Consider the following 14521-nt stretch of genomic DNA (forward strand, 5'->3'; position numbering starts at 1 on the left):
GACCTGACTCATGGGAGCCCAGCTCCGGGTCTACAAGCGTCGCATCCGATCCGTCAGCGCGACCAAGAAGATCACCAAGGCGATGGAGATGATCGCCGCCTCGCGCGTCGTCAAGGCGCAGCGCAAGGTGGCGGCCTCCACGCCGTACGCGACCGAGCTGACGCGCGCGGTCACGGCGGTCGGTACGGGTTCGAACACCAAGCACCCGCTCACCACGGAGGCGGAGAACCCGACCCGTGCCGCGGTCCTGCTCCTCACGAGCGACCGCGGTCTGGCCGGCGCCTTCAACTCCAACGCCATCAAGGCGGCGGAGCAGCTGACCGAGCGCCTGGAGCGCGAGGGCAAGCAGGTCGACACGTACATCGTCGGCCGGCGCGGTGTCGCCCACTACAACTTCCGCGAGCGCAAGGTCGCGGAGTCGTGGACGGGCTTCACCGACGAGCCCACGTACGCCGACGCCAAGAAGGTGGCGGCGCCCCTGATCGAGGCCATCGAGACGGACACGGCCGACGGCGGCGTGGATGAACTCCACATCGTCTACACCGAGTTCGTGTCGATGATGACGCAGACCGCGCTCGACGCACGGCTGCTTCCGCTGCGCCTCGACGAGGTCGCCGAGGAGACGAAGTCCGAGGGCGAGATCCTGCCGCTCTACGACTTCGAGCCCTCGGCGGAGGACGTCCTCGACGCCCTGCTGCCGCGCTACGTGGAGAGCCGAATTTACAACGCGCTGCTTCAGTCGGCCGCTTCCAAGCACGCCGCCACGCGGCGCGCGATGAAGTCGGCCACCGACAACGCGGGCGAGCTGATCAACACGCTGTCCCGCCTTGCCAACGCGGCCCGCCAGGCCGAAATCACCCAGGAAATCAGCGAGATCGTCGGTGGCGCGAGCGCCCTGGCCGACGCGACCGCGGGGAGTGACCGATAAATGACCACCACTGTTGAGACCGCGACGGCTACGGGCCGCGTCGCCCGGGTCATCGGCCCGGTCGTCGACGTGGAGTTCCCCGTCGACGCGATGCCGGACATCTACCAGGCGCTGCACGTCGAGGTGGCCGACCCGGCCAACGCCGGCGAGAAGAAGACGCTGACCCTGGAGGTCGCCCAGCACCTGGGTGACGGTCTGGTCCGCACCATCTCCATGCAGCCGACCGACGGCCTGGTCCGCCAGGCCCCGGTCGTCGACACCGGCGCGCCGATCTCGGTGCCGGTCGGCGACTTCACCAAGGGCAAGGTGTTCAACACCCTCGGTGAGGTGCTGAACGTCGACGAGCAGTACGACGGCGAGCGCTGGCCGATCCACCGCAAGGCCCCGAACTTCGACGAACTCGAGTCCAAGACCGAGATGTTCGAGACGGGCGTCAAGGTCATCGACCTGCTCACCCCGTACGTCAAGGGCGGCAAGATCGGCCTGTTCGGCGGCGCCGGCGTCGGCAAGACGGTGCTCATCCAGGAGATGATCTACCGTGTCGCCAACAACCACGACGGTGTCTCCGTGTTCGCCGGTGTCGGCGAGCGCACCCGTGAGGGCAACGACCTCATCGAGGAGATGACCGACTCGGGCGTCATCGACAAGACCGCCCTCGTCTTCGGTCAGATGGACGAGCCCCCGGGCACCCGTCTGCGCGTCGCGCTGGCCGGCCTGACCATGGCCGAGTACTTCCGTGACGTCCAGAAGCAGGACGTGCTGTTCTTCATCGACAACATCTTCCGCTTCACGCAGGCCGGTTCCGAGGTCTCCACCCTGCTCGGCCGTATGCCGTCCGCGGTGGGTTACCAGCCGAACCTGGCCGACGAGATGGGTCTCCTCCAGGAGCGCATCACGTCGACCCGCGGTCACTCGATCACCTCGATGCAGGCGATCTACGTCCCCGCGGACGACCTGACCGACCCGGCCCCGGCCACCACCTTCGCCCACCTCGACGCGACGACGGTTCTCTCCCGTCCGATCTCGGAGAAGGGCATCTACCCGGCCGTGGACCCGCTGGACTCCACGTCCCGGATCCTGGACCCGCGGTACATCGCCGCGGACCACTACAACGCGGCCATGCGCGTGAAGAACATCCTGCAGAAGTACAAGGACCTGCAGGACATCATCGCGATCCTCGGTATCGACGAGCTCGGCGAGGAGGACAAGCTCGTCGTCCACCGTGCCCGTCGCGTGGAGCGCTTCCTGTCCCAGAACACCCACGTCGCCAAGCAGTTCACCGGCGTGGACGGTTCGGACGTGCCGCTGGACGAGTCGATCGCCGCGTTCAACGCGATCTGCGACGGCGAGTACGACCACTTCCCGGAGCAGGCGTTCTTCATGTGCGGTGGCCTTGAGGACCTCAAGGCCAACGCCAAGGAGCTCGGCGTCTCCTGAGCCTCGTGCTCGGCTGAGGGGGCGGGCACGTCCCGCCCCCTCCGCAACGCCCCCTAGAATTGACCCCAACACCCGGCACCCCTGCCGGGTGGTGACCCGAGGAGCCACCCTTGGCTGCTGAGCTGCACGTCGAGCTGGTCGCCGCGGACCGCCAGGTCTGGTCCGGCGAGGCCACCCTGGTCGTCGCGCGCACCACCTCCGGCGACATCGGCGTCATGCCCGGTCACCAGCCGCTGCTCGGTGTGCTGGAGTCGGGCCCGGTGACCATCCGTACGAGTGATGGCGGAACGGTCGTCGCCGCGGTGCACGGCGGTTTCGTCTCGTTCGCGGACGACAAGCTGTCCCTGCTGGCCGAGATCGCCGAACTGTCGGACGAGATCGATGTCCAGCGCACGGAGCGGGAACTCGAGCGCGCGAAGGCGGAGGGCGACGCCGCCGCCGAGCGTCGCGCGGACGTCCGACTTCGTGCGGCGGCCGCGCGCTGAACCAGCCGCGCGGTACGTTGACATCACTCAGCCGCGGCCGGCCCGGAGCAATCCGGTGCCGGTCGCGGCTGAGGCAGATGTAGGTGATTTTTCCGTTTCATTACTCAGTAGTAGAAGCAGTTCCCCTACCTAGGAGACGAGGAGGTCGGTGCCGATGGTCCTCGCTCTGACTGTGTGCGGGATCGTGGTCGCGCTCGTGGTGGTCGGGCTGTTTCTGTTCGGGCTGCGCCGCCGGCTGATCCAGCGCTCGGGCGGGACCTTCGACTGCTCCCTGCGCTGGGACGTGGCCGACAAACCCGATACGGGCGGCAAGGGCTGGAGCTACGGCGTGGCCCGCTACAACGGCGACCGCATCGAGTGGTACCGGGTCTTCTCCTACGCCGTCCGCCCCCGCCGCGTCCTGGAACGCGCCCAGATCGAGGTGGCCGGGCGCCGGCTGCCCGAGGGCGAGGAGGAACTGGCGTTGCTGTCCGACGCGGTGGTCCTCGCCTGCGTCCACCGGGGCACGCGCCTCGAACTCGCCATGAGCGAAGACGCGCTGACCGGTTTCCTCGCGTGGCTGGAGGCAGCCCCGCCCGGTCAGCGCGTCAACGTCGCTTAGGACTTATCGCGGTCTCACAGGTTGCTGCTGATGGCGTTCACCAGTTCGCCGTTGCTGGTGTCGCCGCTGAACTCCCAGAAGAACGCGCCGCCCAGGCCCTGGGTCTTGGCCCAGCTCATCTTCCCGGCGATGGTCGACGGGGTGTCGTACGACCACCAGTTGCTGCCGCAGTGCGCGTACGCGGTGCCCGCGACGGTGCCGGTGACCGGGCAGGACGTCTTGAGGACCTTGTAGTCCTCGATGCCCTGCTCGTACGTGCCGGTCGCCGGTCCCGTGGCGGTGCCGCCCGGAGTGTCCTGGGTGACGCCGGTCCAGCCGCGGCCGTAGAAGCCGATGCCGATGAGCAGCTTGGAGGCGGGCACGCCGGCCGACTTGTACTTGGCGATCGCGTCGGCGGTGGTGAAGCCGGCCTTCGGCAGGCCGCTGTACGAGGTGAGCGGGGAGTGCGGGGCGGTGGGGCCCTGCGCGTCCCAGGCGCCGAAGAAGTCGTACGTCATCACGTTGTACCAGTCGACGTACTGCGCGGCGCCGGAGTAGTCGGCGGAGTCGATCTTGCCGCCGGTCGAGCCGTCGGCGGAGACCGCGGCCGTGACCAGCTTGCCGCTGCCGAACTTGGCGCGCAGCGCGGCCATCACGTTCTTGAAGGCCTCGGGCCCGCTGGTGTCACAGGTCAGACCGCAGTTGTTGGGGTACTCCCAGTCGATGTCGATGCCGTCGAACACGTCGGCCCAGCGCGGGTCGTTGACGAGGTCGTAGCAGGACTGGGCGAAGCCGGCCGGGTCCTTGGCCGCGTCGGCGAAGCCGCCGGACCAGGTCCAGCCGCCGAAGGACCAGATGACCTTGAGGTTCGGGTACTTGGCCTTCAGCTCACGGAGCTGGTTGAAGTTGCCGCGCAGCGGCTGGTCCCAGGTGTCGGCCGTGCCGTTGACCGCCAGGTCGGCGGTGAACGCCTTGTCGTAGTCGGCGTAGGAGTCGCCGATGGCGCACTTGCCGCCGGTGATGTTGCCGAAGGCGTAGTTGATGTGGGTGATCTTGGCGGCGGAGCCGGAGGTCACCAGGTTCTTCACGTTGTAGTTGCGGGCGTAGATGCCCCAGTCGGTGAAGTAGCCGAGCTTGACCTTGCCGCTGGTGGGCGGGGGAGTGGTGGAGCCGCCGCCAGTGGTGTGCACGGCGACCGCGCCGCTGACCGGGCCGGTCTGGCCGGCGGTGTCGCGGGCCTGCACGGAGTAGGAGTAGTCGGTGCCGGCGGTGAGCCCGGTGTCGGTGTACGACGTTCCGGTCACGGTGGCGACGGTCTTGCCGTCACGCAGCACGTCGTAGTTCGTGACGCCCTTGTCGTCGGTGGCCGCGCTCCAGGAGAGCTTCACCGAGGTGTCGGTGACGCCGGAGGCGGTCGGGGTGCCGGGCGCGCTCGGGGCGGTGTCGCCCGGGACCGACGTGCCGTCGCAACTGCCGCCGTTGATGGTGCAGTTGCTCGGGCTGCCGGGGCCGGCGCCGTTGAAGCCGAAGCTGACGGAGGCGCCGGGGGCGAGGGTGCCGTTGTAGGACTTGTTCTTGGCCGTCCAGTGGTTGCCGGAGCTGGTGACGTCGGCGTCCCAGGCGGAGGTGACGGACGTGCCGGAGGGGAAGTCCCACTCGACGGTCCAGGAACTGATGCCGGCCGACCCGGTGTTCTTGATGGTCCACTGGCCACCGAAGCCGGTGCCCCAGTCGCTGGACTTCGTGAAGCTCGCGGTGACGCCGCCGGCCGCCTGGGCGGCGGGCGCGGGACTCGCGAGACCGACCAGCGTGGCCAGGGGGAGTACCAGGGTCGCGAGCCCTGCCGCGACCTTGTGTCTGAAGCGCATTCCGCGCCTCCCTCGGTAGGTGGGGGTGACAGGGGCATGACTGAGCCTTCATGCCCACGGTGCTGCGAGGGTAGAAAGGTCTGGACCACGGGTCAATAGGTCTGGACCAATCCAACTCCTGCTTACCCCCGGGGTTTTGGGGGGTTTTCCCCAGCGAAGACCAGGCGGCGGGCTGCGTACGATCGCTGTGACTGATCAACGAATTCGATGCGCTGTATACGGGGGACCCTTCATGCGACGCGTGCGTTCTCTTGCTGCCCTGGCTCTGGCCGCGCTCACCGTCGGCGGGCTGTCCGCGTGCTCGGTCCTCGACCAGAAGACCTTCGAGGACGACGCCAAGGTGTCCCAGAAGGTGACGTCGATCCGCCTCGACAGCGGAAACGGCGGAATGAAGGTGGAGGCATCGGCGGACGTGTCCACGATCTCCGTGCACCGCAAGGTGAACTACCACGGCGACAAGCCGAGCGGCACGTCCTTCCGGGTGGACGACGGCGTCCTGACCCTCGCCGGCTGCGGCCACAACTGCGGCGTCGACTACGACGTCAAGGTCCCCGCCGGTCTCCCCGTGACGGGCGGCACGTCCAACGGCGGCCTCACGCTGGACGGCGTCGGCGCGGTCGACGTGCACACCAGCAACGGCGGGATAGCGGTGCGCGACGCGTCGGGCGCGGTGAAGCTGCGCACGTCCAACGGCGGAGTCACCGTGAAGAACGCCAAGGGCGGCGTCGACGCCAAGACGTCGAACGGCGGGGTGACGATCCAGGCCGCCACCCCGCAGGACATCAAGGCCCGCACCTCCAGCGGAAGCCTCACGGTCACGGTGCCGCCCGCCAAGTACCGGATATCGGCGGACAACACCAACGGCGACAAGAAGCTGGCCTTCTCGGACGACCCGGCGGGCCGGTACCGCCTGGACCTGTCGACGACCAACGGCGACCTGACGGTGAAGTCGGCGGGCTAGCGGGCCGCCGCAGGCCCCGCTGAGACGCTGCTCAGCGCTCGCCGCCCGGCACCCACAGCACGTCGCCGGTGGCCTTGTTGGCGATGCGGGCCAGGATGAACAGGAGGTCGGAAAGGCGGTTGAGGTAGGTGGCGGTGAGGGGGTTCATGAGGTCGCCGTGGGCCTCCAGCGCCGTCCAGGTGGAGCGCTCGGCGCGGCGGACCACCGTGCAGGCCTGGTGGAGCAGGGCCGCGCCCGGGGTGCCGCCGGGCAGGATGAAGGAGCGCAGCTTCTCCAACTGCTCGTTGAAGCGGTCGCAGTCCGCCTCCAGCCGGTCGACGTAGAACTGCTCGACCCGCAGCGGGGGGTACTCGGGGTTCTCCGTCACCGGGGTCGACAGGTCCGCGCCCACGTCGAACAGGTCGTTCTGCACGCGGGTGAGGACCCTGACGACCTCCTCGTCCAGGCCGCCCAGGGCGATCGCGGTGCCGATCACCGCGTTGGCCTCGTTGGAGTCCGCGTACGCGGAGATCCGGAGGTCCGTCTTGGGCACCCGGCTCATGTCGCCGAGGCTCGTGGTGCCCTTGTCGCCGGTCCGGGTGTAGATGCGCGTCAGATTGACCATGTTCTCAGCGTAGTTTCGCCCCGGCCGTCCGGAACACTTGTGTGCCCGCCGTCACGGCCACCCCGGCGAAGCCGACGGTCAGGAGGAGTGCACAGAGTATGCGCGCGCTCACTTAGGGCGCATTCAGTCGGACGGGTGAGGAAGGAGGTGGATCCCAGCGCCCGGCGCGCGGACAGTCCCAGGTCTCGGCCGGTCCTGGCCGGGCTACGGCAGAGGAGTCGGTTGCGGCGGCCATTGGAGGCATATGACAGTTTGTCAACCGGAGATGTGCGCCAAATGACTGCTACTGATGCGGTTCATGAGGAGAAAACGATCCGCTTCGTCGCCCGGTCGGCCCGTGCCGCGCGGGCGCGCTTCACGACTCGCCGCGGCGACGCTGGCCCTCGTCGTTGGCGCGGGAGTGCCCCTGGCGCTGGGCGGCAGTGCCAGTGCCGCTCCCGGTGCCAGGGCCAGTGCCCAGCCGCAGCCCCGGGCTGTCGGCTCGCCCTGGTCAACGAGACGTTCTCGCAGGCCACGGCCCCGGAGTTCACGGGCGTGGGGGCATCCTGCCTCACCGGTGCGCCGACCGCGCCCGCGCCGCCGCCGTCGGGGAATCACCCACTGGGCGGCTGCGCGGCGGACACGGTCGGACCGGTCCCGCCGAACAACGCGGCGCCGCACGGCTTCCTGCGGCTGACCGACGCCGCCCACTTCCAGAGTTCGGCCGTGCTGTACAACCACGCCATCCCGGCGGGGCAGGGCCTGGACGCCACGTTCGACCAGTACCAGTACGGCAGTACCACCCCGGCCCGTCCCGCGGACGGGATCTCCTTCTTCCTGGTCGACGGTGCCGCCTCGCTGACCCACCCGGGCGCCTTCGGCGGCAGCCTCGGCTACGCCCAGCTCCGCGAGAACAACAACCCGGCCCTGCCCTTCCACCCCGGCGTCGACCACGGCTATCTGGGCGTCGGCCTCGACGTGTACGGCAACTACTTCGGGGACGGGGAGGGCCGCGGCAACGGCTGCGCGGTCCGCTCGCCGTCCATGGAGTCCTGGCCGCCGCCGGCACCCAACGTCATCACCCTGCGCGGACCGGGCAACGGCGACATCGGTTACTGCTTCATGACCGCCACGACCAACAACTTCACCAGCACCGGGCCCTACCCGTCGACCCTTCCGGGACAACTCCAGGGCCCGACGACCGAGCTGCCGCCGGGGGTCACCCCGCAGGAGGCCGAACAACTGCTGGAGCCTGACCGCCGCCGGGTGAACGTGCACATCTCCCCGGCGCCCAACCCGGTGGTCACCGTGTCCGTCGACTTCAACGACGGCACCGGCCCGCACCAGGTGCTGTCCGCGCCCGCGCCGCAGCCCATGCCGTCCACCTTCAAGTTCGGCTTCGCCTCCTCGACCGGAGCGAACACCGACGTCCACCTCATCCGCAACGTGGTCGTCAACAGCGCCGCGCCGCTTCCCCGGCTGAACCTGGTCAAGCAGGTCAGGCAGCCGCTGCCCGGCGACCTGGCGCCCGGCTCGCAGGTGCCGTACGACTTCGTGGTGACCAACTCGGGCACGACGGACATCACCGGTCTCACCGTCAACGACCCGAAGATCGGCCCGGTGTCCTGCCCCACGACGAACCTCGCGGTCGGGCAGACCATCACCTGCACCGCCACCTACACCGTGACCGCCGCCGACGCGGCCGCCGGCGTCATCGCCAACACGGCGATCACGACGGGCAGTTCGGACGGCGAGACGGTCACCTCGCCGCCGTCCTCGGAGAACGTGCCGATCCAGCGGCCACCCGCCATCGAGGTCGACAAGCAGGTGCAGACGCCCGGTCCCTACTCCGTCGGGCAGACGGTCACCTACCGCTACACCGTCCGCAACACCGGCGGGACGCGACTGAACAACGTCACGGTGCATGACAACCGCGTCACCGGCATCAGCTGCGAGGCGACCACGCTCGCCCCGGCGGAGGAGCCCGGCGACACCACCACCTGCACCGGCACCTACACCATCACCGAGGCCGACGGCACGGAAGGCTCGGTGACCAACACCGCCACGGCGACGGGCACGACGGACGATCAGACGATCACCTCTCCGGAGACCGAGGCGACCCTGCCCGTCGGGAGGCCCCACATCACCCTGACGAAGCGGGTGACATCGACCGGCCCGTACGAGGTCGGGTCGAGGGTCGACTACACGTACACCGTCACCGACACCGGCACCACCGACCTGCACGACGTGATGGTCCTGGACGACCACGCCCGTGACGTCATCTGTGCCCAGACCACGCTTGTCCCCAACGGGTCCACGCTCTGCCACGGCTCGTACACGATCACCCAGGCGGACATCGACGCCTGCCGGGCGGGCGGGTTTACCACGGAGTGCGTCATCACCAATGTGGCGCAGGCGGGCGGGCGCGACCCGCAGGGCCGGGAGATCGTCAGCGACCCCGCCCGGGCCAGCGTCACCGTGCCGATCGCGGAGCCCCGGCTGGAGCTGGACAAGCGCGTGGTCTCCGAGGGCCCGTTCCGGGTCGGATCGCGCGTCGAGTACGCCTACACCGTCCGCAACACCGGCAACACCACCCTGCACGACGTGCGGGTGACTGACGACCGGGTCACCGACGTCGCGTGTGCCGAGACCTCGCTGGCCCCCGGCGCGTCCACGACCTGCCACGGCTCGTACACGATCACCCAGGCGGACATCGACGCGTGCCGGAACAGCGGCGACACCACCGAGTGCGTCATCGTCAACGTCGCGCGGGCGCACGGCACCGACCCGCAGGGGCAGGAGACCGTCAGCGAGCCCGTCGCGGCCAGCGTCACCGTCCCCCTCGGGGAGTCGCACCTCACCCTGCACAAGCGGGTGGTCTCCCAGGGCCCGTTCAAGGTGGGCTCGAAGGTGGAGTACGCCTACACGGTCACCAACACCGGCACCACCACCCTGCACGACGTGAAGGTGAGCGACGACCTGGTCTCCGGCGTCACCTGTGACGAGACCACGCTCGCGCCCGGCGCCTCCACCACCTGCCACGGCACGTTCACCATCACCGACGCCTCCCTCGACAAGTGCAAGGAGAGCGGCAAGAGCGGCAAGGGTGGCGACGGCTACGGCCGTGACGGCGGCAAGGAGTGCGTCATCACCAACGTGGCCCGAGCGCACGGCACCGACGCGGACGGCAACCAGGTCGTGAGCGAACCGGCTCAGGCCGGCATCACCGTCAACAAGAAGCAGAAGCCCGAGAAGCCCTGCAAGTACGGCTGCGACGACAACCACAAGAAGCGGCACACCGGCCGCTGAGACCCAGCGGGCAGTCCACACACCCCCGGCGCCGTCCCGACAGGGCGGCGCCGGGGGCTTTTCGTCACCTGGAGCGTGCCGTTCCGGCGGCGCGGTACTGACGAGGGGTCAGGCCGCCTGCGGCGCACCGGTGGCGCCCCTCGCGATGGCGGCCGCGGCCGGTGGCTGATATGTATCGGTCCGAACACGCAACGTGTCGATCGGTGTTCGGGCGCCGCCCGGCCGCCCGGCGAGTCGAACCGATGTGACGTCCGTCAAATGAGACGTGACGCGCGTTACTTACTGGTCACACGGCCGCTTCGGAGCGCTATCGTCCGCCGAAGGCACACATGTCCACAGCGGGTAACAGCGGGAAGAGGGAGTCGGAGTGGCAGGGAAGCTCGCCGTCGTCGGGGCCGGTCTCATGGGGTCCGGTATCGCTCAGGTCGCCGCACAGGCGGGCTGGGAGGTCGTCCTTCGCGATGTCACCGACGAGGCGCTGGGACGCGGTACCGACGGCATCAAGGCGTCGTACGACAAGTTCGTGAGCAAGGGCAAACTGGACGCGGCCGACGCCGAGGCCGCGCTGGGGCGCATCACCCCGACCACCGACCTGGACGCCGCCGCGGACGCGGACATCGTCGTGGAGGCCGTGTTCGAGAAGCTGGAGGTCAAGCACGAGATCTTCCGCACGCTCGACAAGATCGTGCGCCCGGAGACCGTGCTCGCCTCCAACACCTCCGCCATCCCGATCACCAAGATCGCGGCGGTCACCGAGCGTCCCGAGCGGGTCGTCGGCGTGCACTTCTTCTCGCCGGTGCCGATGATGAAGCTGGTCGAGCTGGTCCGCGGTTACAAGACGAGCGACGAAGCCCTCGCCACCGCGCGGGAGTTCGCCGAGTCCGTCGGCAAGACCTGCATCGTCGTCAACCGCGACGTCGCCGGGTTCGTCACCACCCGCCTCATCTCCGCGCTCGTCGTGGAGGCCGTCAAGCTCTACGAGTCGGGCGTGGCGACCGCCGAGGACATCGACCTCGCCTGCAAGCTGGGCTTCGGGCACGCCATGGGCCCGCTCGCCACCACCGACCTGACCGGCGTGGACATCCTGCTGCACGCCACCGGGAACATCTACACCGAGTCCCAGGACGAGAAGTTCGCCCCGCCGGAGCTGATGCGCCGGATGGTGGATGCCGGTGACATCGGCCGCAAGAGCGGGCAGGGCTTCTACACGTACTGACCGGCGCCCGGCGGCGTCCCGGCACCGAATTCACCCCCGGAGCATCACCCTCAGGGGTGAATTCGGTATCGGTTCGCTTACAAGCAGCAACCGCACCGCCACGCATTCAGTCAGACGGTGCACACCATCGATACGGAGTAGGCCACAACCGCACTCAACGGGGAGCGCATATGTACATCAGGGGCGACCACGCCGAGCTGGTCGTCGGGGGGCGCCTCGACGTCCGCAGCGCGGCGGACGCCCGTACGGCCCTGCACTCGGCCGTCGACGACGGCGCCGGCGACCTCGTGCTCGACCTGTCCGAACTGGACTCCTGGGACGCCACCGGGCTCGGAGTGATCATGGGTGCCCACCGGCGGGCCGGCCGCTGCGGTCGCCGCCTGGTGCTGCGCGGCGTACCGCCGCAGATGCAGCGCCTGTTGGTGGCCACCCGGCTGCACCGCATCCTCGCGATCGAGGGCGGTATCGGGGTGGAGTCGCTGCCGCGGGTGTGAGCCGCCGTTCATGGGATCAGGCAGGGCCGGAGGGGCAATCCGCGTCGGACCGTGACGTCTCGGGCCGCGGGGCACCCCGCCCTGTCGTGGATACTGGCGAAGGTTTAGGGTTCGGTCGCCCGCCTGACGCGCAGCCCTCGACCGAGCGGGTCCGGACCGGAGCGACAGTGCGGTGTGCGGCAGGCCGGGAGGGGGCCGTAACACGAGCACACGACGCTTATGGGGGGCTTGAACCCATGGACCCGATCAGCCCGGGACCCGAGGAGTACGGACACACGGGCGGCCGACGCCCGCTCCGGGACCCCCTCACCGCCGACTTCGGCCCGAGCGTGCCCGCGCCCGCCCGCACGGCACACCTCGTCTCCGGCGATCTGCTGCTGACCGTCAACCCCGTGGACGGCAGCGAGATCGAGCCCTGCCCGCCGGCCGAGCGCCCGGGCAGCCCCCGCAAGCGCGGCGCCGACGAGCGCGCCGAGGCCGAGCGCGCGGCCAGGCCCCCGGTGCCGCCGGGCCCCGCCCAGCAGCCGCTGCCCCTGCTGGAGCGTCAGGACGTGCGGGAGCGGCTGGTCCGGCTGCTCGCGCGCGGCCGCACCGTGCGGCTCACCGGGCCCGGCGGGTCCGGCCGTACCGCCCTGCTCGACCTGGTCGCCGACGACTGCGACGACCTCGCGCCCGACGGCGTGGTCCGCCTCGACGGCCTCCACCGCACCGCCGAGGACCTGCTGTACGAGCTCTTCCACACCGTCTACGACGCCCCCGGCCACCGCCCCGAGCGGCTCGAACTGCGGGCGCCGCTCGCGGCGATCGGCGCGGTCGTCGTGGTGGACGACATCGAGTTCGGCGGCGCCGAGCTGGAGGAGCTGCTCGACGCGACGCCCGAGTGCGCCTTCCTGGTCTCCGCCACCCCGGACGTGCCCGCGCCGTCCGCGGACGCCGACGTCGAGGAGGTCGTCCTCGGCGGGCTCGACCGGGCCGGCGGGGTGGACGTCCTGGAGCGCGCGGCCGGGCGGGTGCTCACCGAGGAGGAGGCCAACTGGGCGGGCGACCTGTGGTTCGAGTCCGAGGGGCTGCCGCTGCGGTTCGTCCAGGCGGGCGCGTTGCTGCGGCAGCGGGACCAACTGCGGGCCGAGACCGGGGCGGTGGACGAGTACGGCGTCTTCGAGGACGTCCGGCCCGTCGTGAACACGTTGGAGGAGTTCGCGGACGACAGCGCTCCGCTGCCCTCGCTCGGCGAGGCCGCCGCGCCCGCGCCGCTGCTCGCCTCCCGGCTCAGCGCGTCCGCCCGCGCCACGCTGCGCTTCGCGGTCGCCCTCGGGGGCGAGGTCCCGCACCAGGCGCATCTGCCCGCGCTGGTCGGCGACACGCACGCCGACGCCGCCCTGGGGGAGTTGGCGAGCTGCGGGCTGGTCTCCCCGGCGGGCTCCCGGTACCGGCTCGCGGCGGGTGTGCGCACCCAGCTTGAGGCCGCGGGCTACGGCGACGACGCGCCGGAGCGGGCCCGCACCGCCGCGGAGCACTACGCCTGGTGGGCCGGGCATCCCTCCGTCACCCCGGAGCGGGTGAGCGCGGAGGCCGACGCGGTGCTCGCGGCGCTCGCGGCCGTGGTGCGGCCGGTCGAGGGCGACGACGGTCAGGCGGTACGGCTCGCCCGCACGGCCGCGCCCGCGTTCGCCGCCGCGCTGCGCTGGAGCGCCTGGGAACGGGCCCTGCGCTACGGTGCGCAGGCCGCGCTGCAGTCCGGCGAGGTGCCCGAACAAGCCTATTTCCACCATGAGTTGGGGATCCTGGCGCTGTGCGGGGGACGGCTGGACCGGGCCCGCGCGGAGCTGGAGGCGTCGATCGGGCTGCGCGGCGCGCTCGCCGACAAGCGGGGCACCGTCGCGGGCCGCCGGGCGCTGGCGCTGGTCGCGGACCGGGCGGGGGAGCTGCCGGGAGTGCCGGTGGTCGCGGGGGAGCCGGTCCTGTCGGCACCGCCGGTGCGGAACACCCTGGTCACCCCCCAGATCGTCGCCGCGCCCTCCGCGAAGGGCCTCGGCATACGGCGTCTCGCCCGCCGCAACCTGGTGGCCGCGGGTTCCGGCGCGGTGCTCGCGGCGGTGCTCGGCACGGTGGTGACGCTGGGCATGACGTCGCACGACACCGACGACAAGAACCCGGCCGGACGGGCCGACGTCAACCCCTCCGCGAGCCAGGACGCGGGTGACACGACCGCGGACCCGGCGCAGGACACGGGCGCGCCCCCGCAGCAGCCGGCGGGGAGTTCCTCGACCCCGGCCCCGGGGGGCACGTACACCGAGCCGAACGCCCCGGTGCCGGCGTCGGCGAGCCCTTCGGCCGGCACCAGCGGCACGAGCGGCACGTCGGGTACGGGCACGGGAACCGGGGGCGCGTCCCCGACGCCGACCAGGACGACGCCGGCCCCGCCGACGGGGCCGGCCAGGCCGACGAGGCCGGCCACGCCGAGCCCGTCCCCGTCCTCCCCCTCCCCGACGAAGCCGACGCCCACCACGCCGACGCCCACGGAGACGGACCCCTCGACCGGCTCGTCCCAGTCCTCGGACCTGGCGACGGCGGTACAGAGCACGGAGGCGACGGAGACGGCGTCCCCGGCCGACACGGATCCGGCGGTGCCGAGCCCTCTGTAGAAACGGCGGCGCCGG

At 70.6% G+C, this 14521-nt stretch carries 11 protein-coding genes; 9 read left to right on the top strand and 2 right to left on the bottom strand.

Going from position 1 to position 14521, the window contains the following annotated elements; genetic code table 11:
* The first annotated feature begins 10 nt into the window (after positions 1-10).
* The 4 genes from AB0927_RS36310 to AB0927_RS36325 all read left to right on the top strand — a co-directional run bounded on the left by AB0927_RS36310 (position 11) and on the right by AB0927_RS36325 (position 3451).
* Complete coding sequence (locus tag AB0927_RS36310) at positions 11-928, top strand: F0F1 ATP synthase subunit gamma (RefSeq protein ID WP_366672098.1); 918 nt, start codon at positions 11-13, stop codon at positions 926-928.
* Positions 929-2365, top strand: a complete 1437-nt coding sequence (gene atpD / locus AB0927_RS36315; RefSeq protein ID WP_366672099.1) for a F0F1 ATP synthase subunit beta — start codon at positions 929-931, stop codon at positions 2363-2365. It begins immediately after the preceding gene.
* Between the two features lie 110 nt (positions 2366-2475).
* Positions 2476-2850 (top strand): F0F1 ATP synthase subunit epsilon, encoded by a 375-nt coding sequence (locus tag AB0927_RS36320; protein WP_366672100.1) that lies wholly within the window; start codon positions 2476-2478, stop codon positions 2848-2850.
* A 154-nt stretch (positions 2851-3004) separates the two neighbouring features.
* Positions 3005-3451: a DUF2550 domain-containing protein gene (locus AB0927_RS36325; RefSeq protein ID WP_366672101.1), complete on the top strand. Its 447-nt coding sequence runs from the start codon at positions 3005-3007 to the stop codon at positions 3449-3451.
* Between the two features lie 14 nt (positions 3452-3465).
* Here the strand turns inward: AB0927_RS36325 and AB0927_RS36330 are convergent, their stop codons facing one another.
* On the bottom strand, positions 3466-5298 hold the full coding sequence (locus AB0927_RS36330) for a glycoside hydrolase family 18 chitinase (protein WP_366672102.1): 1833 nt from the start codon (positions 5296-5298) through the stop codon (positions 3466-3468).
* A gap of 232 nt (positions 5299-5530) precedes the next feature.
* Between AB0927_RS36330 and AB0927_RS36335 the strand changes: the two genes are divergently transcribed.
* The gene (locus AB0927_RS36335) at positions 5531-6259 is read left to right on the top strand and encodes a DUF4097 family beta strand repeat-containing protein (protein ID WP_366672103.1); all 729 of its coding nucleotides are present in this window, start codon (positions 5531-5533) and stop codon (positions 6257-6259) included.
* A 31-nt stretch (positions 6260-6290) separates the two neighbouring features.
* Here the strand turns inward: AB0927_RS36335 and AB0927_RS36340 are convergent, their stop codons facing one another.
* Positions 6291-6863 carry a cob(I)yrinic acid a,c-diamide adenosyltransferase gene (locus AB0927_RS36340; protein ID WP_366672104.1) on the bottom strand — a complete coding sequence of 191 codons (573 nt, stop codon included), beginning with the start codon at positions 6861-6863 and terminating at the stop codon, positions 6291-6293.
* Positions 6864-7397: 534 nt separating this feature from the next.
* On the opposite strand from AB0927_RS36340, the gene AB0927_RS36345 reads away from it, so the two are divergent.
* The 4 genes from AB0927_RS36345 to AB0927_RS36360 all read left to right on the top strand — a co-directional run bounded on the left by AB0927_RS36345 (position 7398) and on the right by AB0927_RS36360 (position 14506).
* Positions 7398-10151 (top strand): hypothetical protein, encoded by a 2754-nt coding sequence (locus tag AB0927_RS36345; RefSeq protein ID WP_366672105.1) that lies wholly within the window; start codon positions 7398-7400, stop codon positions 10149-10151.
* Between the two features lie 367 nt (positions 10152-10518).
* Positions 10519-11367: a 3-hydroxyacyl-CoA dehydrogenase family protein gene (locus AB0927_RS36350; RefSeq protein ID WP_366672106.1), complete on the top strand. Its 849-nt coding sequence runs from the start codon at positions 10519-10521 to the stop codon at positions 11365-11367.
* Between the two features lie 170 nt (positions 11368-11537).
* Positions 11538-11861: an STAS domain-containing protein gene (locus tag AB0927_RS36355; protein WP_037656479.1), complete on the top strand. Its 324-nt coding sequence runs from the start codon at positions 11538-11540 to the stop codon at positions 11859-11861.
* 236 nt (positions 11862-12097) lie between these two features.
* Positions 12098-14506, top strand: coding sequence for an ATP-binding protein (locus AB0927_RS36360; RefSeq protein WP_366672107.1), 2409 nt, complete (start codon positions 12098-12100; stop codon positions 14504-14506).
* Positions 14507-14521: the final 15 nt, after the last annotated feature.

The organism is Streptomyces sp. NPDC048106, assembly GCF_040706415.1.
GTDB lineage: Bacteria > Actinomycetota > Actinomycetes > Streptomycetales > Streptomycetaceae > Streptomyces.